Consider the following 22089-nt stretch of genomic DNA (forward strand, 5'->3'; position numbering starts at 1 on the left):
GCACCGTCGCGCCGATCCGAAGAGGAAGAGGAACATGGAAACCTCCGACCTGAACGAGCTCGACATCGCCATCGTCGGTGCCGGGTACGGCGGGGCCGCCGCGGCCAAGGCGCTCAGCCTCCTCGGTGCCAACGTGCACGTCTACGAGCAGGCGCCCCGGATCCGCGAGGTCGGCGCGGGCATCGGGCTGCGCCCGGCGACCGTGGAGCTGTTCCGCCGGTGGGGGATCTTCGACGCGATCGCGGCCGTGAGCTCGCCCAGCGACCACTTCGAGATCCTCGACGGCACCGGCGAGGTCATCCTGCGGGAGGAATGGCCCGGGATGCACGACTACGCCCAGGTGAACAAGACCCGCTTCATCCACCGCGGCGACTTCATCGACACCCTCCTCAAGGCCCTGCCCGCCGACCGGTTGCACCTCGGTCACCGGATGGAGTCGATCACCGACCATGGCGACCGGGCGACGGTCACCTTCGCCGGTGGCGAGCAGGTGACGGCCGACCTCGTGATCGGCGCCGAAGGCATCCGCTCCCTGGTGCGGAGGCAGCTGTTCACCGAGCGGGGGCCGGTCTTCTCCGGGGAGCACGCCTACCGCACCGTGATCCCGGCCGACGACGCCTGCGGGATGGTCGTCGACGACGACCTCCGCATGTTCCTCGACGACAAGGGCACGAAGGTCTACTTCCTGCCGCTGCGCCACCGCAACGAGCTGTCCTTCGACATCACGGCCCTGTCCGACGACGACTCCTGGTCCCCGCAGGTCACCAAGGAGCGCCTGCTGGCCCTGATGGACGGGTTCGACGAGCGGCTCGTGAACATCACCCGCGACCTGGACATGGCTGCCTTGACCTGCCGCGCCGCCTTCGACATCGATCCGGTCGAGACCTGGTACACGGATTCGGTCACCCTGCTCGGCGATGCCGCCCACGCGATGCTGCACCACCAGGGCCAGGGCGCCAACCAGGCCATCCAGGACGGTGGAGCGCTCGCCGACGCGCTGCGGGAAGCCGATTCCGTCCGGGACGCGCTCGCGCGGTTCCAGGCCGAGCGCAAGCCGGTCACCGACGAACTCCAGAGCGTCTCCCGCCGGTCGTGGGACGCCGACGAGATCGACGACGTCTTCCCCGGGCAGAAGCCCGCGGGTGCAGGAAAGGAAGGTGAGCGGTGATGACGCTGCATCCCAAGGTCGCCGAGGTGCTCCGCAACGCGCCTGCCCCGCCCGGAGGGCCGCTCGACCCGGTGGCCATGCGCGCCGGCGAGGAGGCCGAAGTGCCGCCCGTGGACCAGCGCACACCGGTGCACGCGGTGGCCGACGAGTTCGCCCGGACCGCCGCGGGCGAGGTGCCGGTGCGGATCTACACCCCGGACGAGGCCGACGCGCACGGCCTGCTGGTCTACTTCCACGGCGGCGCGTTCTTCCTCGGCAGCTTGGAAACGCACGACCACGTCGCGCGGTCGCTGGCGAACGAGACCGGCCTCGAGGTCATCTCGGTCGGTTACCGCCGGGCGCCGGAGGACACCTACCCGGCCGGTCTGCAGGACTGCTACGCGGTGGTGCGCTGGGCCGCGGACAACGGTGCGGCCCTGGCGTGGGACGGGGCGACCCTCGCGATCGCCGGGGACAGCTCGGGCGGCAACTTCGTCGCCGCCGTGGCCGCGATGGCCTGCGACGAGGGCTTCGACCGGATCACCCACCAGGTCCTGTACTACCCGTCGCTCGACCTGGATTTCGACGTCGACCGCTACGCCTCGCTGCGCGACAACGCCGAGGGGTACGGCCTGGAAACGGCGGGGCTGAAGCCGTTCAACGCCTTCTACCTCGACAGCGGAGCCGACCCGGCGGACCCGCTGGTCTCGCCGATCAAGCGGGCGGACCTCGCCGGGCTGCCTCCCGCGCTGGTCGTCACCGCGGAGCACGACCCGATGCGCGACGAGGGCGAGCTCTACGGCCGACGGCTGGCGGAGGCCGGCGTGGCCGCGACGGTCAGCCGCTACCGGGGCGCCGGCCACGGCTTCGTGCAGAACTTCTCGTGGATCCCGGAGTTCCACCGGGTCTACGCCGAGACCCGCGACTTCCTGCGCAGCCGTTGAGCCGCCACGACCGGGCGGGGAAGAGGACCATGCCGCGCGACGTGCGCATCCACCCGCTGATCTCGCCGTGGGGCCGGTTCGGGCTCTACAGCTTCTACCTCGACGCGCCCGAACCGGCCATCGTGGACACCGGCATCGCCTCGTCACCGGCCGAGGGGATGGCGCCCGCGCTGGAAGCCATCGGGCGCCGGATCGAGGACGTCCGCTGGATCCTGCTGACCCACGGCCACATCGACCACATCGGCGGCGCGCACGCCCTGTGGGAGCTCACCGGCCGGCGGGCGCAGGTCGTGATCCACCGGGCCGACGCACCGCTGCTGCGCTCGCGGCGGGCCCACGTGCAGCACTACCTGGGCGTGCGGCAGCAGTACCTGCGCGACCCCGACGGCGAGGCGAAGCAGGAAGCGGCCGCGGCGGCGGTCATCTCCGGTGAGGTGGAACCGACCACGCTCGTCGAAGGCGGTGAGACGCTCTCCCTCGGCGGGGACGTCACGGTCTCGGTGCACGCGATCCCCGGTCACACGGCCGGATCCGTCGCCTACGTCGTGGACGGGCAGCGGTCGGTCTTCGTCGGCGACGCCGTGCAGGTCCACGGGGCCGCCAACGGCTTCCCCGGCTACGAGGACCCGGTCGCCTACCGCGCGAGCCTGCGGTACCTCCGCGACGAGCTCCGCCCGCGGCACCTGTACCTCGGGCACCCCTACCGCCGGGCGGACGGGGTGGCCTACGGCGTCGAACTCGACGGTGCGCAGGCGCGGGAGGCGCTCGACGGGAGCCTGGAGATCGAGGCGCGGGTCGGCGCGGCGGCCCGGCGCTGCCTGCGCACCGGCCTGCGGGAGACCGGTTCGGCGTACTCCCCGTTCGCCGCCGTGGCCGCGGAGCTCGGCTACGAGGGCGATCCGGCGCGCGAACCGTCCCCGTTCTTCACCACCCTGCACGGCTACCGCGTGCAGGCCGAGCAGAGGCCGTGACGTGCGGGCCTCGACGACAAGGAGCGTGCCCACCGATGGCTGACATCCGCGAGATCGACGCGGGCGGGCGGCGGATCACCGTCCGCAAGGACCTCCGGGTCCCGATGCGGGACGGGGTCGAGCTCGCCGCGGACACCTACCACGGCACCGAGGACGAGCCGCGGCCCGCGCTGGTGGCCCTGAGCCCGTACGGCAAGGAACTCCAGGCGCTCGCCCTCACCACGCCCGCGCAGCGGCGCCCCAGCCCGATGTGGGACGGCTGCATCGAGGCGGGCGACATCGCGCGCGTCGTGGCGGAGGACTACGCCCACGTCATCGGTGACCTGCGCGGCTCCGGTGATTCGGGCGGCGAGATGATCGGCAACTACAACGCCGGCGGTGTCCCGCTGGGGCAGGACGCCTACGACTTCATCGAGTGGGTCGCCGCGCAGCCGTGGTGCGACGGCAACGTCGGCATGATCGGCATCTCCTACTTCGGGTCCATGCAGGTGCTGGCCGCCGCCGAGCGCCCGCCGCACCTGAAGGCGATCTTCGTCAGCGGTGGCCACTACGACTTCTACGAGACCACCTACCACGGCGGCATCATGTGGTTCATGCCGCGCGCCGCCCGGGAGGGCCGCGGCGGCGACTCCGGCATCGCCCACGCCAACGTCAAGTCCCGGATGCAGCAGGTCCACTCCCCGGAGGAGCTCCGGGACCTGGTCGAGGAGCGGTTGCAGGACCCCGACGTGGCCGCCTGGCCGAACCTGGTGCACGTGCTGAAGTACCCCAGGAACCGCGAGTTCTGGTTCGACATCGTGCTGAACCACCTGGACGGGCAGTGGTACGAGGAGCGCAACCCCATCGCGCTGGCCCCGAACATCGACATCCCGGTCCACCTGCAGATCGACCAGGGCCGCGGCTGGAGCGTGGACGGCACCATCGAGCTGTTCAACGCCCTGGAGTGCCCCAAGAAGCTGGACATCGGGCCGTACCCGCCGATGCAGTCGCGCCCCTTCGTCGAGGAGCACGACGCGATGTTCCGGTGGTACGACTACTGGCTCAAGGGCATCGACAACGGGGTGATGGACGAGCCGGCGGTCACCGTCTTCGTGGAGGGCGCCCGCGAGCGGGTGACCGGCTCGCAGTGGCCGCCGAAGGACGTGGCGCACCGGTCGCTGTACCTGCGCCCGCGCGGCAAGCTCTCGTCCGAACCGGAACCGATGGGTGCCGAGCACGCCGCCCCGGACGGCTTCTACCAGGCCCCGCTGACGGTGACCGACCGGGTGGAGATCCTCAGCTGGAGCACTGATCCGTTCACCGAGGACGCGGAGCTGATCGGCACCGGCGCCGCGCACCTGTTCGCCGAGATCGACCAGGACGACACGAACTTCATCCTGCGCCTGTGGGACGCGGCCCCGAACGGCGACCGGCAGTTGATCACCACCGGCTACCTCAAGGCCTCGCACCGCGAGCTCGACGACCGCAGCACCGAGGGCGACCCGCACCACCCGCACACCCGCGCGATCCCGGTGGAGCCCGGCGCCGTCGAGGAGTACGTGCTGCGGCTCTACCCGTTCGCGGCCACGTTCAGGCCGGGGCACCGGCTCGTCGTGGAGCTGTCCAACGACGAGCCGCTGGCCGACGCGCACAACTCCCTGCTGCCGCCGGACGCCTTCCACCTGCCGGTGGGCCGCCCCGTCACGCACAAGATCTACCGCGACGCCGCCCACCGGTCGCGGCTCGTGCTGCCGTTCACCGCGCGGAGCGCGGCGGGCGAGTAGCCGACCCGGGCGCTCACCACCAAGGGCCGGTGCGTGGGCGCCCGGGCTCGTGCGGCTCAGTGCGCGCCCGCCTCGATGGCGGCCGTGCGCTCCGCCTGCTTGGCCGCGTCGGCGGGGTAGGTCTGGTAGAAGACGAACCAGTACACCGCGTTGAGCAGGTAGGGCACGGTCACGAAGTAGAACATCACCTGGGTCAGCCCGAGCACTTCGCCGAGGAAGCCCATCGCCAGCGTCATCAGCGCGGCCAGCCCGCCCTGGATCAGCGAGAACAGCACGGCGAAGGCCGTGGCGGAGAGCTGCCGGGGCGCGACGGTGGAGACCATCGGGAACACGCAGGCGGAGAAGCCGATCGACATGATCAGACCGAAGAGGAACACGATGGCGTAGGCGAGGACGCCTTTGCCCCAGTCGATCTGCAGCGCCACGGTGGACATCACGGCCACGGCGACCAGGTAGAGCTGCATGAGCAGGACGCGGCCCTTGGGGCCGAAGCGCCGGGCGAACCAGTCGCCGAGGAATCCGCCGAGGAAGGAGGACAGCGCCAGGCCGCCGGAGAACACGGCGAACAGCAGCGCGGCGGAAGGGACCTCCCAGCCGCGCGCGTCCACCATGAAGGTGACGAAGAACGTGTACAGCACGAGGCTGGTGACGAGCGGGAGCATCCCGGCGAGCAGGGCGATCGTGGGAATGGTGAACAGCTTGGCGGCGTCGGAGAGGCGGAACCGGCCCACGTCCGGGGCATCGGAGATGGCGGTGCGGCGCTCCGGCTCCTGGACGAAGAGCAGGATGCCGAACCCGGAGAGCACGCTCAGGCCGCCCATGACGAACATGCCGTAGCGCCACCCGTTGGGATCGTTGGCGAACAGGGCGATGGCGGGTCCCAGACCCATGCCGATGAGCGAACCGAGGCCGCGGACGGTGCCGAAGGCGCGGCCCCGCTCCGCGTCGTCGAAGAGGTCGCCGAGGAGGCCGTAGATGATGGGCTCCGAGGCGACGGTGCCGACGACACCGATGCCGTAGAGGACCAGCAGCATCGTGAAGTTCTGCGCGAGACCGGCCGAAGCGGTCCACAGTCCCCAGAGGCCGGTCACGATGAACAGCACCTTCTTGCGGCCGAACCGGTCGGCGGCCAAGGCCCACGCGGGCCCGGCGATCATGCGCGCGAAGCGGGCGATGCTCGCCAGGAGGCCCAAGGCGCCGAGGCTGAGGCCGAAGGCGTCGCGGATCAGCGGGAAGAAGGTGTTGATCAGGCTGTTCTCGGTGTTGTCGACCGAGAACGCCACCGCGAACGTCCCGACGGCCTTGCCGCGGCCCTTGGCCGGTGCCGGGCGGTCGGGGTCGGCGACCCGCGGGGCGTCGCCGGTGCTCGTCGTGCCGGAGGCGGAATCGGGTTCGCTCACGCTCATCGGGGGTTTCCTCTCGCCGCTCGTCGTTGGGCGGCCGCCGGTGCGCGGGAGGGCCGGACCGGCGGGTCTGTCCTGCGTGGGGCATCAATATGTGACGGGCGGCACAGGCGGGGAAGCGATTGCCAGCAGTTGCCGTCGGCGCGGCCTTCGCGAAGCCACCGGAACGCACGACGCCCCGGCGGCACCCGCGAGGGGAGCCGCCGGGGCGTTGCCGGGGAAGGGTCAGCCGGCGGTGTTCGCCGCCCGCTCGGGGAACCTGCCTTCGGCGCGGATGCGCTTGTTGAGCTCGGCCAGGTGGAGATCCTCGTCGAAGTCGAGCGGGACCTCCTCGCCGAGCCAGCTCGACAGGTGGATCGCGTTGGCCAGCCGCACGCCGTTGATGCCCTCGCTGCCCGGCGCCAGCAGCGGGGTGCCGTCGAGGATGTTCGCCGCGAAGTTCTCCAGCACGCCCGCGTGCTGCGCCCCCCACGCCGAGGCGTGCTCGATGACCTCCTGCGAGTGGTGCGCGGTCGGGTCCAGCTCGCCCATGAACAGCCTGCGCACGTCGTCCATGCCCATGGCGTCCGAGAGCGCGCGCTCGTCCTCGACCAGGCGGGTGACGGTGGCGGTCCTGGAGCCGTCGACGACGATCTTCCCCCGGTCGCCCAGGATCTCCAACCGATCGGTGCCCACGAGGTCGTGCACGGCGGTGACGAAGGTGCCGCTGGCGCCGTCGCCGTAGTCGACCACGGCGGTGACCTCGTCCTCCACGGCGATGTCCCGGCGGAAGCCGTACGCCACCTTGGCGTAGACCGACTTCGGGATGCCGCAGATCCACTGCCACAGGTCGAGCTGGTGCGGCGCCTGGTTGACCAGGACGCCGCCGCCTTCACCGCCCCAGGTGGCCCGCCACGCGGATTGCTCGTAGTAGCCCTGCGGTCGCCACCAGGTCGTGATGATCCAGTTCGTCCGGCGGATGCCGCCGATCTCACCGGCGTCCACGATCTGCTTGATCCGCTGGTAGAGCGGGTTGTTGCGCTGGTTGAACATGATCGCGAACGTCAGCTCGGGGTGCTGGGCGGCGAACTCGTTGAGCTCCCGGACCTGCTTGGTGTAGACCCCGGCCGGCTTCTCCACCAGCGCGTGGACGCCCGCCGCCAGGGCGTCGATCGCGATCCCCGGGTGCAGGTAGTGCGGCACCGTCGTCACGATCGCGTCCACGCCACCACCGGCCAGCAGGCTGCGGTGGTCCTCGTGCACCGGCACGCCGTGCTCCGCGGCGGCCGCCCGCTTCTCGGGCTCGACGTCGGCGATGGCGCCGATCTCCATGTTGGGAACCAGGCCGTCCGCGATGAACTTCGCGTACGCCGACCCCTGGGTCCCGGCCCCGATGATCCCGAGCCTGACCTTCCTGGACATGGGCGGTCCTCCTTCGCAGGGCGGGCGGGCCCGGGAACGGACCCGACGTGCGAGCCGCGCCGCCGACCGGACCGGCGGACTCGCCGAGCGCGGGCCGCCGCGACGTGTGCGGCCCCGCCGTGCGGTTCACTCTGCTGGGCCGCACCGGGGGACGGCCACGGGTTGCCACCTGTTGCCGCGCGTCGCGGGTGGCAACAAATGGCAACCCGTAGGCGTGTCGTGGATCACCCCTCATGGTGGCCGGAGCGGTCCTTCGGACCAGGCCCAGTGAGGAGCCCCCATGTGGATGCTGTCGGGATTCGCCGACGAGATCTCCCCCGACCTCGAGGAACAGGCCGCGCTGCTCACCGAGCTCGGCATGTCCCACCTCGAATTCCGCAGCGCCTGGGGCACCAACGTGCTCGACCTGGACGCCGAGCGGCTCTCCCGGGCGAAGGAGGTCCTCGACGCCCACGGCCTCGAGGTGTCGAGCATCGGGTCCCCGATCGGCAAGATCGCCATCGATGAGGATTTCGGGCCGCACCTCGACCGGGCTCGCCACGCCGTCGACGTCGCCCACCACTTCGGCGCCCCGTACATCCGGGTCTTCTCCTTCTTCATCCGCCCCGGCGACGACCCGGACCGGCACCGCGACGAGGTCCTGCGCCGGATGCGCGCCCTGGCCGACGTGGCGGAGCGGGGCGAGGTGGTCCTGCTGCACGAGAACGAGAAGGAGATCTACGGCGACGTCCCGCGCCGCTGCGTCGACCTCCTCGAGTCCGTGGGATCGCCGAACCTGCGCGCCGCCTGGGACGCCGCCAACTTCGTCCAGGTCGGCGTGCGACCGTTCACCGAGGGCTACTCCGGCCTGCGCCCGCACCTGGAGTACGTCCAGATCAAGGACGCCCACCTGGCCGACGGCGAGGTCTGCGCCGCCGGTCGCGGTGACGGCGAGGTCGTGGAGACCGTCCGCGCGCTGCGGGACGGGGGCTTCGACGGCTTCTTCTCCCTCGAACCGCACCTGTCGCAGGCGCACCGCCTCGGCGGCTTCTCCGGGCCCGACCTGTTCACCGAGGCGTGGCGGGCCTTCACCGGCCTCCTGGCGGCCGAGGGGATCGAGTACCGATGACCACGGCGGCGGTCATCGGGTGCGGCGACGTCTCGACCGTCCACCTCGAGGCCATCGAGGCGGTGGGCAGCGAGCTCGTCGCCGTGTGCGACACCGACCCCGAGGTCCTCGCGGCCGCCGTCGAGCGCTGCGGCGTCCCGGGTTTCGCCGACCACCGGGCGCTGTTGGCTCAGGTGCGCCCGGACGTCGCCCACATCTGCACGCCGCACCACCAGCACGTGCCCGTGGCGCTGGACCTCCTCGACGCCGGCGTGCACGTGCTCGTCGAGAAGCCGCTCGCGCACACCCTCGCGGCGGCCGAGCGCCTCGTCGCGGCGGCCGAGCGCAACCCCGCCCGCATCGGCGTGTGCTTCCAGAACCGGTACAACGCCACCGCGCAGGCCGCCCGCGAGCTGCTCGACTCCGGCGAGCTGGGCGCCGTGCTCGGCGCGACCGCCACGGTGCTGTGGACCCGCACCCCGGACTACTACCTGGCCAAGCCGTGGCGCGGGCGGTGGGCGACCGCCGGCGGTGGGCTGCTCATCAACCAGGCGATCCACACCCTCGACCTGGTGCAGTGGCTCGTCGGTGACGTCGTCGACGTGCGGGGCCGCGCCGCCACGCGCCTGCACGGCGACGTCATCGAGGTCGAGGACACCGCCGAGCTGCTGCTGACCCACGACGGCGGGGCCCGCAGCGTCGTCTTCGGCTCGCTGGCCAACGTGGTCCACGCCCCCGTCACGATCGACATCACCGCCGAGCGGGGGAGCCTCTCCCTGCGCGGCGACCTCACCACCACCCACGCCGACGGCCGCGTCGAGACGGTGCGCGAACGCCGGGCGCCCTCGAACGGGCGCGCCTACTGGGGCGCCTCGCACGAGGCCCTCATCCGCGACTTCCACGCCCGGCTGGGCGAGGACGAGCCGTTCTGGATCAGCCCGCGCGAGGCCATGAAGTCCCTGCGCGTCCTGACCGACGTCTACGCCCAGAGCGGCCTCGGCGTGGACCGGATGACCACCGTCGGCTGACCCGCCTCTCCGACCGGAGCGCTGCCCGCGAAAGGAGTCCCCATGCCCAGGATCGGCGTCCAGCTGATGATGCTGAAGAACGAGGTCGAGAAGACGGGCCCGTACGAGGTGCTCCGGCGCCTGCGGGAGTCCGGCTTCTCCGCCGTCGAGGTCTCGCAGATCGCCATGACCACGGAGAACCTCGTCGAGATGCGCCGCGCCAGGGACGAGCTCGGCATCGACTTCGGCGCCCTGTCCGCTGGTCTGGGTGGCGGGCCGAACGACTCCCTCCTGGCGGACTTCGACAAGATCGTCGAGGACACCAAGGCGCTGGGGTCCTCCCGGCTGCGCATCGGCATGATGCCGTTCACCGCGATGGCCTCGCACGAGGCGTTGCTGGACTTCTGCCGGCAGGCCGAGGACGTCTCCACCCGGCTCGCCGACGAGGGCATCGCGCTCCACTACCACAACCACCACGTCGAGTTCGCCCGGCGCGGGGGCAACACCCTGCTGGACGTCATCCGCGCCGAGGCGCCGACGATGCGGCTGGAGATCGACGTGCACTGGGTCCAGCGCGGCGGCAAGGACCCCGTGCGCACGCTGGAGAAGTACGCGGGCCTGGTGGACCTCGTGCACCTCAAGGACTACCGCGTCGGCGAGTTGGACCCGGCCGCGTTCGAGGCGCTGCGCGACGGGGACCGCGCCGCGTTCATGCGGGCGTTCACCGGGGTGGTGCAGTTCGGCGAGGTCGGCGAGGGCAACCTCGAGTGGACCGGGATCATCGAGCAGTCGCTGGCCTCCGGCGCCGAGTACCTGTTCATCGAGCAGGACCAGCAGTACGGCCGCGACCCGTACGACTGCCTCGCGACCTCCCGCGACAACCTCGTGGCACTGGGGTACCAGCACCTGTTCTGACCTACCCCCGCGGCCCCCCCCGGGGGGGCGTGCCGGGCGGCGCTGAAATTCCCTCGCCCGCACCGGCCGTCGTCCGGTACGGTCGCGCAATCGTCGTGCTGCCGGGGGTCCCGGCAGATCCCCGGTTGGAGAGTGGGTTTCATTCATGGCATGTCGTCTCAGTGAGCTCGTGCTCGGTTGCCGCGATCCTGAGGTGTTGGCGCGGTTCTGGTGCGAGGTCCTGGACTTCGTCGTCCTCGATCGCGAGGACGACGGCACGTTGGAGATCGGGCCGCGCGAAGGGTTCGGCGGTCCGCAGCCGACGATCATCCTGAGCCGCAGGGAGGAGCCGGAGCCGGGGAAGTCCCGGCTGCACATCGACGTCAACCCCACCGACCGCGATCAGGGCGCCGAGCTCGAACGCCTGCTGGAGCTCGGTGCGCGCCCGGCCGACATCGGCCAGACGGGGCAGGAGCAGTGGCACGTCCTGGCCGACCCCGAAGGCAACGAGTTCTGCCTGCTCAAGGCGCGCCTCGATCCGCTGTGATGGCCGGGGTTCAGCACCGGGTCCGAAGGTGGAGGTGAAGCAGCCTCACGACGTCCGCATCGAGGTCGCGCGGCACCAGCGGAGGGACGTCGGCTCCCGGTGGTCGAGCTGCGGCCGCGCGGTCCGCGCGCCATGCTCACCGGCACACCCGATGGAGGAGGCAGCGCATGACCACCTGGACCCGTCAGGAACTCGACAGTCTCGGTGCCGCCGAGGAGCTGGAGATCACCACTGCCCGCCGCGACGGATCGCTGCGGCGGACGCCGATCTGGGTGGTGCGCCTCGGCGACGACCTGTACGTGCGCTCGTACCGCGGTGCGGACGGCGCCTGGTACCGGCGCACGACCGACCAGGCCGGCGCCCGGATCAACGCGGCGGGGATCGAACGGGACGTGGCCGTGGACCACGCCCCCGAGGCCACCTTGCCCGCGGTCGATGACGCCTACCGCAGCAAGTACGCCCGCTACGCGGACGACTACCTGCCGCCGATGCTCGCCGCACCCGCCGTGGACACCACCCTCCGCCTCCGGCCGGCCGACTGAGCCACGCGCATGGTCCGTCGAGGTGCTGCGGCTCCGGCCTACGGCTCGTCGCCGGTCAGGTTCGGCCTGCGGTGATGGGGGAGCGAGGACATCGCCTGCCGCAGCCGCAGGGCGAGGTGCAGGGCGGGTGCGGACTCCGCGGCGGTGACGTCCTGGCCGAGGTGCTCGGACAACCGGTCCAGGCGCTGGTAGAGGGTCTGCCGCTGGAGGTGCAGGCGCTGGGCCGTGGCGGTCTTGTTCGTCGAGCAGTCGAAGAACGCGGTGAGGGTGGTGAGCAGCCGGTCCCGCACCGGAGGTGGCTGGTCGAACAGCGGCCCGAGGTGTTCGTCGACGAAGTCGAGCAGGGCGTCGTGGTCGCCCAGCCGGGAGACCAGGCGTTCCACGGCCCAGGCCGCGGCGTCGACGACGGGCTCGGCGGCGGGGAAGTCCAGGCAGCGCCCGGCTTCCCGGGCGGAGTGCGGTAGCCGCTCGACGTCGCGCGCGAGGGGCCGACCGCGATCCGCTCGCGCCCGACCGCTTCCCGGAGGTCGTCGACGAGGCTCCGCCGGGCGCCGTCCGGGTCGTCACCGGGCAGTCCGACCACGGAGAGCAGCTCCTCGGACGACGCGCGGCTGAGCACGGCCCAGCCGCGCTTGCGCGCGACCTGCTCGACGACCCCGGACCGGCCGCGGTCGGCGGTGACCACCGCGGCGAAGTGCTGCTCGCGGTGCAGCGGGGTGGTCGCGAGCAGCGGCGCCAGCGGGACCGGCGTGCGGTCCTCCAGCGCGTCGAAGAAGGCGCGGGCGGCGCCGTCGTCGAGGTCGGCCGCCCGGGAGCGCAGCAGCGACAGGGCCAGGGAGTGCGGAGCCCGGTCGAGCGCCGCCGCCAGCATGGCCGGGTCGGTCCGCGCACCGGGCCGGATCCGCAGCGTGGCCGTCACGACCTGGCGCACGGCGATGGGGGCCAGGTGGTCGCCTCCGGACGGGACCGCGCCCTCCTCCGGTGCGGCCTCCGCCAGCACCGACTCGCCGCCGTCGAGCACCGACACCCCGGCCCGCAGGCGGGCGGCGAGGGCGTCGACCAGGTCACCGAGCTCGCCACCCTCGGTCAGCCGCCTGGACAGCTCGTCGGACAGCGAATCCGCCAGGCGCAACCGGCGCACCGATTCGTCGACGAGTTCGCCGTTGAGGTGCTCCGAGATCGCCACGAACGGCACCGTCCGGGTCAGCCGGATGAGGGCGAACCCCAGTCGGCGCGCCTCGTCGACCACCGGGAACGGGATGCTGCCGTCGGTCTCGATCGCGACCGCGGCCACCTTCCGCGCGACGAGTTCCCGGACGTAGCGGCGCTGCCGCGACTCGGTGGCCGCGGTGAGCACCAGACCGGCGGTGAGCACGAGCTCCCCGCCGCGGAGCAGCTTCGCCAGTTCCAGGACCTCGCTGGAGTGCACCCAGCGCACCAGCGGATCGTCCCGGCCGGTGACCAACACCGGTTCCGCCGGAGCGAGGCCGGGATGTCGCAGCGCATCGCGCAGCGGTATGGGCACCTGGACACTCCGTCCACTCCGGCGGTGGTTTTAGTAGGCAGACCGTACCTTGTTCTGCGGCGTGCGGGCCACAAGCATGGCTGGATCGCCATGAGCAGTGCGGAGGCCCCATGAGATCCGAAGCCGCGAACGACCCACACCCGCACCACGGGCTGGAGGACCTGTTGCAGCCGGTCCCGGAATCGGCGCGCACCTCCGCGGTGTCCGGGCAGTTCTGGATCTGGGCGGGCGCGAACATCGCCCCGATCAACTGGGTGCTGGGCGCGCTGGGCATCGGTCTGGGGCTTGGCCTGCTCGACACGATGATCGTGCTGGTCGTCGGCAACTTCGTCGGGATGGCGGTGTTCGGGCTGTTCGTCCTGCTGGGGCAGCGCACCGGCGCCACCGGGATGGTGCTGTCGCGGGCGGCGTTCGGTCGGCGCGGCAACTACGTCCCGGCCGCGATCCAGGCCGTGCTGGCGGTCGGGTGGTGCGCGGTCAACACCTGGATCATCCTCGACCTCGTGATGGCCCTGTTCGGCGAGCTGGGCCTGGTGGACCCCGGCGGGCCGAACCACGCGGCGAAGATGCTGGTCGCGGCGGTGATCATGGCCGTGCAGGTGGCGATCTCGTGGATCGGCTACCGGGCCATCTCGGGTTTCGAGAAGTGGACCGTGCCGCCGACGATCGTGGTGCTGGTGGGGATGTCGATCGTGGCCTGGACCCGGCTCGACATCGACTGGAGCTATGCCGGCCCGCCCGGGATGGTGCTCGAAGGACCGCAGCGGTGGGCCGCCATGACGGCGGTGATGACCGCGATCGGGATCGGCTGGGGCATCACGTGGTTCACCTACGCGGCCGACTACTCGCGGTTCGTCAGCGCGGCCGTCCCGCGGCGGCGGCTGTACCTGGCCAGCGCGCTGGGGCAGTTCCTGCCGGTGGTGTGGCTCGGTCTGCTGGGCGCCTCGCTGGCCACCGAGAACGGGCACGTGGACCCGGGGCAGCTGATCGTGGAGGCGTACGGATCCCTGGCCATCCCGGTGCTGTTCCTGGTCGTGCACGGCCCGATCGCGACGAACATCCTGAACATCTACACCTTCGGCGTCGCGGCGCAGGCGCTGGACCTGAGCCTGTCCCGCCGGTTCCTCAGCGTCGTGGTCGGGGTGTTCTCGATGCTGTGCGTCGTCGTGTTCGTCCTGCACGGCGACTTCGCCACCGTGCTCGACTCCTGGCTGGTGTGCCTGGTCGGGTGGGTCGCTTCCTGGGCCGGGATCATGCTCGTCCACTTTTTCGCCGTCGAACGCGACGCCACCCGGGTGCACCGGCTGTTCGACCCGGTCGGGACGCGGCGGCTCCCGGACGTCAACCCGGCGGCGCTGTCGGCGTTCGCGGCCGGGATCACCGCGACCTGGATGTGCATGTACGGGGTGGTCGACGTCTTCCGCGGCCCGATCGCGACGGCCATGGGCGGGGTGGACCTGTCGTGGCTCGCGGGCAGCGCGGTCTCGGCCGCGGTCTACGCCGCGTTCGGCCCCCGGATCCACCGCCGCTACGTGCCCGAGCAGGTCGGCGAGCCCGCCCCGAAGCAGCCGAGCTAGCGGTTGCCACCGGAAGAGAAGGAGAGTGCGATGACAGCGCAGCGACCCCCCGCGTTCCCCTGGCCCGACGGATACCGCGCGGCGGCCTCGTTCACCTTCGACGTCGATGCCGAATCGTGCGTGCTCGCGCACGATCCCGGCGCGGTGGGGCGGATGTCGCTGATGGGGCACCAGGCCTACGGGCCGCGGGTGGGAGTGCCGCGGTTGCTGGAGCTGCTGCGGCGGCAGGAGGTCCGCGCGACGTTCTTCGTCCCCGGCTACACCGCTGAGTGCTACCCGCACGTCGTCGAGGCCATCGTGGACGGTGGGCACGAGATCGGCCACCACGGCTACCTCCACGAGCAGATGCGCGGGATCGACGAGTCCGCGGAAGCGCGGTACCTCGATCGCGGGCTGGAGGTCCTGGAGCGCCTCACCGGCGCGCGGCCGGTCGGCTACCGCGCCCCGTGGTGGGAGATGAACTGGCGCACGCCGCGCCTGCTGGTCGAGCGCGGCTTCGCCTACGACTCCAGCCTGCTCGACGACGACGTGCCGTACCGGCTGGGCACGGCCGATCCGCAGGCCCCCGCGCTCGTGGAGATCCCGGTGGACTGGGCCCTCGACGACTGGGAGCAGTACGCGTTCTTCCCCGGCTGGACCGGCAGTGGCGTGATCGAGAGCCCGGACAAGGCGGTGCGGATGTGGTCGTTGGAGGCGCGGGCCCGGCATGCCGAGGGCGGCTGCTTCGTGCTGACCAACCACCCGTTCCTGTCCGGCCGCCCGGCGCGGGCGGCGGCGCTGGAAGGGCTCGTCGAGGAGGTCAAGGCGATGGACGGGATGTGGGTGGCCCCGCTGCGGGAGATCGCCGAGCACGCCGACCGGGTGTGCGGCCCGGCGCGCGTGCACACCAAGCCGGACATCGCTGCTGCGGAGTGAGCTCCGGGCGGAGGCGCTGCCGACCGGACCCGGCGGCAGCCCCTCCGCCGGTGCTCAGGACGGGGACGCCCCGAGCCGCTCGGAGACCTCGACCGCGGTCTCCCGCACGATCGCGGCGAGCCGGGCCTGGAGCTGCTCGGAGACGCGGAAGCTCGGTGCCGACAGCAGGATCGCGGCGACCGTGCGCCCCCGGTGGTCGCGCACCGGCGCGCTGATGCCCAGTTCTTCCACCGAGGTCTCACCGGCGTTGACGGCGAACCCGTCCGCGCGCGCGGTGGCCAGGCGGTCGAGGTAGCGCCGCACGGACGTCTCGTCGTCGTGCCCGGGGTGCGCGAGCCGGCTGGCGAGCAGGTCCCGCACCGTCGCCTCGGGCAGGTCGGCGAGGAACACCTGCACCGACGAGCTGGCCGACGTCGAGTACCGGGTGCCGATCGGTGTGGTGTGCTTGACCTGCTTGGGACTGGGCACCTGCTCCACCGATACCGACTCGTTGCCGCTCCAGACCACCAGCGCGCTGGTCTCGCCGGTGCGCTCGGTGAGCCGTTCCAGCGAGGGGTAGGCGATGCGTCGCACGTCGAGGTTGGCCAGCAGCGGGCCGGCGAGGCCGATCAGCCCGAGCCCGAGGCGGAACCGGCCGCTGTCGGCGTCGCGGACCACGAGGTCCAGCTGCTCGAACTGCGCGAGGATGCGCGAGACGGTGCTCTTGTGCAGGTCGACCCGGCGGGAGATCTCGGTGACGCCCAGCGCCGGTTCGTCCACCGAGAACGCGCGCAGGACGCGAATCCCGTTGTGCAGCTTCGAGGGCGCGTTCGTGCTGGGGTCGTCGGTCATGGCGGGGCCTCCCTGCGCGCCGTTCGGCGCCCGTGCGCGGCACCGCCGTCGCGCACGGGCACCGCGGCGTCGCTCAGGCGCTGATGATGTTGTGATCGGGGCCGAACGGGAAACCGGTGATGTTGTCGGCACCGTCCTCGGTGACCACGAGAATGTCATGCTCGCGGTATCCGCCGGCCCCTGGGGCGCCCTCCGGGATGGTGATCATCGGCTCCATGGACACCACCATGCCCGGTTCGAGCGCGGTGCCGATGTCCTCGCGGAGTTCCAGCCCGGCCTCGCGGCCGTAGTAGTGCGACAGCACGCCGAAGGAGTGGCCGTAGCCGAACGTGCGGTTGGCCAGCAGCCCCTCGGCCTCGTAGAGCGCGTTGAGCTCGTGCGCGATGTCCTTGCACACCGCGCCCGGGCGGATCAGTTCGAGGCCCCGCTCGTGCACGGCCGTGTTGACCCGCCAGTACCGCAGGTGCTCGGGCTCCGGTTCGCCGTAGAAGAGGGTGCGTTCCAGCGCCGTGTAGTAGCCGGCGATCATCGGGAAGCAGTTGAGGCTGAGGATGTCCCCGGGCCGGACCCGGCGCGAGGTCGGCCAGTTGTGCGCCCCGTCGGTGTTGACCCCGGACTGGAACCACACCCAGGTGTCCCGGAGTTCCGCGTCCGGGAAGGTGCGCGCGATCTCGCGCACCATGGCCTGCGTTCCGGCCAGCGCGACCTCGTACTCGGGCGCGCCGTCCTGGACGGCCTCGACCACCGCGGCGCCGCCGAGGTCGGCGATGCGCGCACCGTGCTTGATCAGCGCGATCTCCTCGGCGGACTTCACCATCCGCTGCCGCGCGGTGGCAGCCGAGACGTCGACGAAGGAGAAGCGGGGCAGCGCCTCGGCGAGCTGTGCGCGCAGCACCGGCGGGATGTGGTCGTCCTCGACGCCGAGGCGGCCGGAGCCGACCCCGGCGCGGGCCAGCACGGTGGCGATGGCGTGCTGGTAGTTGTCGCGCTGCCAGTCGGTGTAGACGACGTTGTCCTGGAAGCTGCGCCGCCACGGCTGCCCGGCGTCGATGTTCGCCGAGACGGTCACGTGCTCGTCGGCGGTGACCACGAGCGCGTAGTTGCGGCCGAACGCGGTGTAGAGGAAGTCGCTGTAGTAGTTGATGTTGTGGTAGCTGGTGAACACGACGGCGTCGAGGCCCTCGGCGGCCATGTGCGCGCGCAGCGCGGTCACCCGGCGCTGCATCTCCTCGTCGGAGAAGGTCGAGCGGACGCGTTCGCCGTTGTGGATCTCCTTGAGCCGGTCGAGCGTCATGGGCGGCTTCCTTCCTCTCGGGTCCGCGGTGGCGGAGCGGTGGGGCGGGCGGTCCTGATCCGGCGGCTCGCCAGCAGCGAGAGGGCGGCCACCGCCCCGGCGACGGCGAGGTACCAGGCCGGGGCCACGACGCTGCCGCTGCCGTGGATCAGGGCGGTGGCCACGAACGGCGCGGTGCCGCCGAACACGGCGTTGGCGGTGTTGAAGCTGAAGGCGAACCCGCTGTAGCGCACCCGGGTGGGGAAGAGTTCGGCCAGGTAGGCGGGCAGCGCGGCGTCGTTGAGGGTCAGCATGGTGCCGAGCGCGAGCTGGACGAGCGTGATCCCGACGAGCCCGCCGGGGCCGAGGAGCAGGAACACCGGGACCGCCAGCACCGCGAACAGGATCCCCGCCGCGGCCAGCATCGCGCGCCGTCCGACCACGTCGGTCAGCCTGCCCATCGCGAAGACCGAGCCGATGTAGCCGACCAGCGCGATGGTGGTGGACAGGAACGCGTCCGTCTCGTCGAGGTGCAGCTCGGTGGTCAGGTACGTCGGCATGTAGCTGAGCAGCGTGTAGAAGCCGACGGCGTTGAGGCAGGTCGCGCCGAAGGCGACGACGATCGCCCGCTTGTTGTGGGCGAACGTCTCCTTCAGCGGTGTCCGCGCCACGGATTCCCGTTCGGCCAGCACGCGGAACTCCGGGGTGTCCTCCAGCTTGGTCCGGATGTAGCGGCCGATCAGCCCGAGCGGCGCGGCGAGCAGGAACGGCACCCGCCACCCCCAGGACTCCACGGTCTCGGGTGGGAGCGTCGAGGTCAGCACCGTGACGACCACGGAACCGAGGAGCAGCCCGGCCGCGGTGCTCGCGGGCACGACGCTGGTGTGCAGGCCGCGCCGGTGCCGCGGTGCGTACTCGAACAGGAAGGCCGCGGCCCCCGCGTACTCACCGGCCGCGGAGAAGCCCTGCACGGTGCGCACGACCAGGAGCAGCACGGGGGCCAGCACGCCCACCTGGGCGTAGCCGGGCAGGAGCGCGATCACGAAGGTCGCGACCGACATGATCAGGATCGACAGCGACAGCGCGCTGCGCCGGCCGAACCGGTCGCCGAAGTACCCCCAGAAGATGCCGCCGATCGGGCGGACGACGAAGGACAGCGCGAACACGCCGAAGGTCGCCAGCAGACCGGCGGTCGGGGAGGCCGCGGGGAAGAACACCACCGCGATGGTCGTGGCGAGGTAGCCGTAGACCGCGTAGTCGAACCACTCGACGAGATTGCCGATGAAGCTCGCCGCGATGACCCGGCGCGTCGTCGCCGTTCCGGGAGGACCGGTGCCGGAGTCGGAACCCGGTGGTGTCATTCGCACCCGCTCCTGCGTGCCTCGTGCCGCCAGGAGCCGGGAGGCCGCTGCCGGCGGTGGACTCGGACCTGGGTCGCCTGCCCTCCTCGGCGTTCTCGTTCTGGACATCAATCGCAACCGCGTTGCGCTCAACGGAACGTAGAAGCGCCCGTTGGCCTTGTCAAGATCGTGCCCGGCCCACCGGTTCGTCTTCAGGGACTCTTCTCGGGTCGTGCTTCGTGCCCGGGGAAGCCGTAGATGTGCGACTTCTCGCTAGTTCTGTGGATGCAACATCGTTGCTGTGAGAAAAACTGCCGCATTCGTCCTCGGACGTTGCCCACCTGCTCCGCCGTCCCGTTCGCGCCCGCCCGTCCGGCTGGTCCGATCCAGGCGCACCGCGCTCAACCGTCGGAGGTGCTCCGGCGGGAGCCGGGCCCGCGGTTCGTGCGGTGGGCGGCGCGGGCGATGGCGTGGCCGGCCACCGGCGAGGTGAGCGCGAGGAACGCGATGGCGAGCACGGCGGAGGTGATCGTCGCGGCGTTCTCGGTGGCGACCGCGGACGCCAGCACCGCGATGACGCCCGGACCGGTGGCCAGCCCCTGGGCGTGCAACTGGCTGTAGGTGTCGGGCAGGCGCAGCACGCCGTAGACGCCGATGCTGATCAGCACCAGGCCCAGCAGGAGCAGGCCGCCGCCGACGACGTCGAGCAGGGGGGAGATCATCGCAAGGGGCCTCCGGCGTCGAGGTAGCGGGCGGCGGCGACGGTGGCGACGAAGGACAGCAGCGCGAGCGCCACCGCGGCGTCGAGGTAGTACGAGACGTCGCGGGCGTAGGACAGCAAGGCCAGCAGCGACACCACGACCAGCGCCAGCAGGTCCAGCGCGATGATGCGCTGCAGGGCGTTGCGGGCGCGGATCAGGACCACACCGCCTGCGACGAGCAGCAGCGTGATCCAGACCAGCCCGGGGGCGACGAGGACGAGCGGGACGGCGGTCACGGGAAGACCTCCCGCTGGCGGCGCTCGTAGGAGTCCTGGACCTCGGCGCGCACGCGATCGGGGGCGGAGGCGTCGAGAACGTGCAGCAGCATCCGCCCCCGGTGGTCGTCGTCGGCTCCGGGATCGAGCTCGACGTCCACCACGACGGTGTCCGGGGCGATGCCGACCCGAATCGCCCACGCCGTCGCCGAACCCGTGGTGCTGGGATCGATCGGTACCGCGACCAGCCCGGACCGCTGCGTCCGACCGGTCAGGCAGTAGCCGACGGTCAGCCAGGTCCCCCGGGCGACGTCGACGAGCGTTCCGCCGACCAGGGCCGGCACGCCCGCCAAGCGGCGGGTGAGCGGTGGTGGCGGTCGTCTCCCCGGCGTGCTCGCCGGTGCCGCCCGGGTCCGCGCCGCGGCCCGGGCGCGCGCTCCGATGGCCACGAGCGCGGTCGAGAGCGCGGCGCCCACGACGACGTCAGCGGGGTGCAGGCTGGTCAGCGTCAGCAGGTAGACGGCGGTGAGCCCGGCGATGCGCAACGCGGTCCCGGTCATCGGCGACCCCCCACCAGCACGGCTGCGGCGTCCTGGCTCAGCGCCAGCAGCGGTTCGGGCCAGATCCCGGCGGCCAGCACCACCGCGGCGAGGGCTCCGACGACGAGCCGCCCGGCGAGCGGGGTCGCCGGCGCGGCGCCGGCGGTGGTGTTCTCGCACCAGAAGTCGCGTTGGTAGACCTGGAACAGGTAGATCAGCGACAGGGTGCTGCCGAGGACGAGCAGGATCACCAGGGCGGGGCTGCCCGCGGCGACGCCCGCCTGGAACATCGTGAGCTTGCCGATGAACCCCGCTGCCGGGGGAACGCCGGCGACGCTGAACGCCCCGACCGCGAACGCGGCGGCGACCAGCATCCCGCGCAGCCCGGTGACCAGGAACAGCAGCGTCTTGTTCAGCCCGTTGACGATGCTGTACAGCACGGCCGCGGTGAAGCCGAGCGGCCCGCCGATGCCCACGGCGACCAGCACGTACCCGACCTGCCCGATCGCGGAGTAGGCGAGCATCTCGGCGGCGTCGCCGCGAGCGATGGCGAGCACCGCGCCGTAGAGGATCGAGGCGATGCCGAGCAGCACCAGGGCGGTCGAGGCGAACCGCGCCTGGGCGGTGAAGACCTCGCCACCGAGGCGCAGCAGGCCGTAGGCGCCGATGTTGGCGACGGCCCCGCTGAGGATCGCGGCCACCCCCGGCGAGGCGCTGGTGTAGACGGTCGGCAGCCAGTAGTGGAAGGGGAACAGGCCCAGCTTGACCGAGAACGCGACGAAGAAGCCCACTGCGATGAGCAGCGCCGCGTTCTGGTCGACCTCGCCGATCCGGTCGGCCACCTGGGACATCGCCAGCGCGCCGGTCACCCGGTAGGTGCCGGCCACCGCGATCAGGAACACGAACGACCCGAACAGGTTCACCGCCGCGAACACCAGCGCGGCCCGGAGCTGGCGCGGCCGGTTCCCGAACGAGGTGAGCGCGTAGGAGGCGGTCATCGACAGCTCGAAGAAGACGTAGAAGGTGAACACGTCCCCGGTGAGGAACAGGCCGGTGAGCCCGGCGGCGAGCAGGAGCACGAGGCCGGGGAACGTCCGGCTGGTGCTCCCCGCCGCTGCTTCGGTCGCGACCACGACCAGCAGGACCAGGATCGCGAGCAGGGCGAAGGACAGCCCCAGCGCGTCGGCGCGCAGCACGATGCCGACCCCGGCGGGCCAGCCGCCGGTGACGACGTGCCCCGCCCCCGGCGGCGCGGTGGCCGGGAGGACCCGGGCGGCGACCGCGAGGAGACCGGCCAGGGTGGCGGTGAGCGCGGCCACCGCCAGCCACATCACCGACCGGCGCCGCCCGTCGAGCCCGATCAGCAGCGTCCCCGCCGCCCAGGGCACCAGCAGAGCCACCGGGACG

Annotated in this window: 21 protein-coding genes and 1 pseudogene; 11 read left to right on the forward strand and 11 right to left on the reverse strand. The window is 71.9% G+C overall.

Annotation, left to right across the window (positions count from 1 at the left end; translation table 11 throughout):
- Positions 1 to 34: 34 nt before the first annotated feature.
- The 4 genes from ACQP0T_RS10795 to ACQP0T_RS10810 are packed head-to-tail and all read left to right on the forward strand — an operon-like array spanning position 35 to position 4825.
- The gene (locus tag ACQP0T_RS10795) at positions 35 to 1168 is read left to right on the forward strand and encodes an FAD-dependent oxidoreductase (protein ID WP_433872632.1); all 1134 of its coding nucleotides are present in this window, start codon (positions 35 to 37) and stop codon (positions 1166 to 1168) included.
- The gene (locus ACQP0T_RS10800; RefSeq protein ID WP_433872634.1) at positions 1168 to 2091 is read left to right on the forward strand and encodes an alpha/beta hydrolase; all 924 of its coding nucleotides are present in this window, start codon (positions 1168 to 1170) and stop codon (positions 2089 to 2091) included. The genes ACQP0T_RS10795 and ACQP0T_RS10800 overlap by 1 nt, the downstream gene beginning before the upstream one ends.
- 29 nt (positions 2092 to 2120) lie before the next feature.
- The gene (locus ACQP0T_RS10805) at positions 2121 to 3062 is read left to right on the forward strand and encodes an MBL fold metallo-hydrolase (RefSeq protein WP_433872636.1); all 942 of its coding nucleotides are present in this window, start codon (positions 2121 to 2123) and stop codon (positions 3060 to 3062) included.
- Between the two features lie 35 nt (positions 3063 to 3097).
- Positions 3098 to 4825 carry a CocE/NonD family hydrolase gene (locus ACQP0T_RS10810; protein WP_433872638.1) on the forward strand — a complete coding sequence of 576 codons (1728 nt, stop codon included), beginning with the start codon at positions 3098 to 3100 and terminating at the stop codon, positions 4823 to 4825.
- A gap of 56 nt (positions 4826 to 4881) precedes the next feature.
- Here ACQP0T_RS10810 and ACQP0T_RS10815 read toward each other — a convergent pair whose 3' ends face one another.
- Together ACQP0T_RS10815 and ACQP0T_RS10820 are read right to left on the reverse strand one after the other, a co-directional pair.
- Positions 4882 to 6231 carry an MFS transporter gene (locus ACQP0T_RS10815; RefSeq protein ID WP_433872640.1) on the reverse strand — a complete coding sequence of 450 codons (1350 nt, stop codon included), beginning with the start codon at positions 6229 to 6231 and terminating at the stop codon, positions 4882 to 4884.
- Between the two features lie 222 nt (positions 6232 to 6453).
- The gene (locus ACQP0T_RS10820; protein ID WP_433872642.1) at positions 6454 to 7629 is read right to left on the reverse strand and encodes a Gfo/Idh/MocA family protein; all 1176 of its coding nucleotides are present in this window, start codon (positions 7627 to 7629) and stop codon (positions 6454 to 6456) included.
- Between the two features lie 280 nt (positions 7630 to 7909).
- Here ACQP0T_RS10820 and ACQP0T_RS10825 point away from each other — a divergent pair, with 280 nt between their 5' ends.
- The 5 genes from ACQP0T_RS10825 (at position 7910) to ACQP0T_RS10845 (ending at position 11706) form a co-directional block, all read left to right on the forward strand.
- Positions 7910 to 8737 (forward strand): sugar phosphate isomerase/epimerase family protein, encoded by an 828-nt coding sequence (locus tag ACQP0T_RS10825; RefSeq protein ID WP_433872643.1) that lies wholly within the window; start codon positions 7910 to 7912, stop codon positions 8735 to 8737.
- The gene (locus ACQP0T_RS10830; protein WP_433872645.1) at positions 8734 to 9744 is read left to right on the forward strand and encodes a Gfo/Idh/MocA family protein; all 1011 of its coding nucleotides are present in this window, start codon (positions 8734 to 8736) and stop codon (positions 9742 to 9744) included. Before ACQP0T_RS10825 ends, ACQP0T_RS10830 begins: the two co-directional genes overlap by 4 nt.
- Positions 9745 to 9786: 42 nt before the next feature.
- Complete coding sequence (locus ACQP0T_RS10835; protein ID WP_433872647.1) at positions 9787 to 10638, forward strand: sugar phosphate isomerase/epimerase family protein; 852 nt, start codon at positions 9787 to 9789, stop codon at positions 10636 to 10638.
- A 145-nt stretch (positions 10639 to 10783) separates the two neighbouring features.
- Positions 10784 to 11164 (forward strand): VOC family protein, encoded by a 381-nt coding sequence (locus ACQP0T_RS10840; RefSeq protein WP_433872649.1) that lies wholly within the window; start codon positions 10784 to 10786, stop codon positions 11162 to 11164.
- Positions 11165 to 11331: 167 nt separating this feature from the next.
- The gene (locus ACQP0T_RS10845; protein WP_433872651.1) at positions 11332 to 11706 is read left to right on the forward strand and encodes a DUF2255 family protein; all 375 of its coding nucleotides are present in this window, start codon (positions 11332 to 11334) and stop codon (positions 11704 to 11706) included.
- Positions 11707 to 11744: 38 nt separating this feature from the next.
- Here ACQP0T_RS10845 and ACQP0T_RS10850 read toward each other — a convergent pair whose 3' ends face one another.
- Together ACQP0T_RS10850 and ACQP0T_RS10855 are read right to left on the reverse strand one after the other, a co-directional pair.
- Complete coding sequence (locus ACQP0T_RS10850) at positions 11745 to 12089, reverse strand: PucR family transcriptional regulator (protein WP_433873674.1); 345 nt, start codon at positions 12087 to 12089, stop codon at positions 11745 to 11747.
- A 791-nt stretch (positions 12090 to 12880) separates the two neighbouring features.
- Positions 12881 to 13231, reverse strand: a pseudogene (locus tag ACQP0T_RS10855) (PucR family transcriptional regulator ligand-binding domain-containing protein); the annotation flags it as partial.
- 110 nt (positions 13232 to 13341) lie between these two features.
- Here ACQP0T_RS10855 and ACQP0T_RS10860 point away from each other — a divergent pair.
- Both ACQP0T_RS10860 and ACQP0T_RS10865 read left to right on the forward strand, forming a co-directional pair.
- Positions 13342 to 14808, forward strand: coding sequence for a purine-cytosine permease family protein (locus tag ACQP0T_RS10860; protein ID WP_433872653.1), 1467 nt, complete (start codon positions 13342 to 13344; stop codon positions 14806 to 14808).
- Between the two features lie 30 nt (positions 14809 to 14838).
- Complete coding sequence (locus ACQP0T_RS10865; protein ID WP_433872655.1) at positions 14839 to 15723, forward strand: polysaccharide deacetylase family protein; 885 nt, start codon at positions 14839 to 14841, stop codon at positions 15721 to 15723.
- A 54-nt stretch (positions 15724 to 15777) separates the two neighbouring features.
- Here ACQP0T_RS10865 and ACQP0T_RS10870 read toward each other — a convergent pair whose 3' ends face one another.
- From ACQP0T_RS10870 to ACQP0T_RS10900, 7 genes are all read right to left on the reverse strand, one after another.
- The gene (locus tag ACQP0T_RS10870; protein WP_433872657.1) at positions 15778 to 16554 is read right to left on the reverse strand and encodes an IclR family transcriptional regulator; all 777 of its coding nucleotides are present in this window, start codon (positions 16552 to 16554) and stop codon (positions 15778 to 15780) included.
- Between the two features lie 73 nt (positions 16555 to 16627).
- Positions 16628 to 17848, reverse strand: a complete 1221-nt coding sequence (locus ACQP0T_RS10875; RefSeq protein ID WP_433872659.1) for a M24 family metallopeptidase — start codon at positions 17846 to 17848, stop codon at positions 16628 to 16630.
- Entirely contained in the window at positions 17845 to 19188 is a 1344-nt protein-coding gene (locus tag ACQP0T_RS10880) for an MFS transporter (RefSeq protein ID WP_433872661.1), read from the reverse strand. The genes ACQP0T_RS10875 and ACQP0T_RS10880 overlap by 4 nt, the downstream gene beginning before the upstream one ends.
- Positions 19189 to 19568: 380 nt before the next feature.
- Positions 19569 to 19889, reverse strand: a complete 321-nt coding sequence (gene mnhG / locus ACQP0T_RS10885) for a monovalent cation/H(+) antiporter subunit G (RefSeq protein ID WP_433872662.1) — start codon at positions 19887 to 19889, stop codon at positions 19569 to 19571.
- Positions 19886 to 20164 (reverse strand): monovalent cation/H+ antiporter complex subunit F, encoded by a 279-nt coding sequence (locus tag ACQP0T_RS10890; RefSeq protein ID WP_345363574.1) that lies wholly within the window; start codon positions 20162 to 20164, stop codon positions 19886 to 19888. Before ACQP0T_RS10890 ends, mnhG begins: the two co-directional genes overlap by 4 nt.
- Positions 20161 to 20703: a Na+/H+ antiporter subunit E gene (locus tag ACQP0T_RS10895; protein ID WP_433872664.1), complete on the reverse strand. Its 543-nt coding sequence runs from the start codon at positions 20701 to 20703 to the stop codon at positions 20161 to 20163. Before ACQP0T_RS10895 ends, ACQP0T_RS10890 begins: the two co-directional genes overlap by 4 nt.
- Positions 20700 to 22082 (reverse strand): complex I subunit 5 family protein, encoded by a 1383-nt coding sequence (locus ACQP0T_RS10900; protein ID WP_433872666.1) that lies wholly within the window; start codon positions 22080 to 22082, stop codon positions 20700 to 20702. The genes ACQP0T_RS10895 and ACQP0T_RS10900 overlap by 4 nt, the downstream gene beginning before the upstream one ends.
- Positions 22083 to 22089: the final 7 nt, after the last annotated feature.

Source organism: Saccharopolyspora sp. CA-218241 (assembly GCF_050954615.1).
In the GTDB taxonomy this organism is placed as follows: Bacteria; Actinomycetota; Actinomycetes; order Mycobacteriales; family Pseudonocardiaceae; genus Saccharopolyspora; species Saccharopolyspora cebuensis.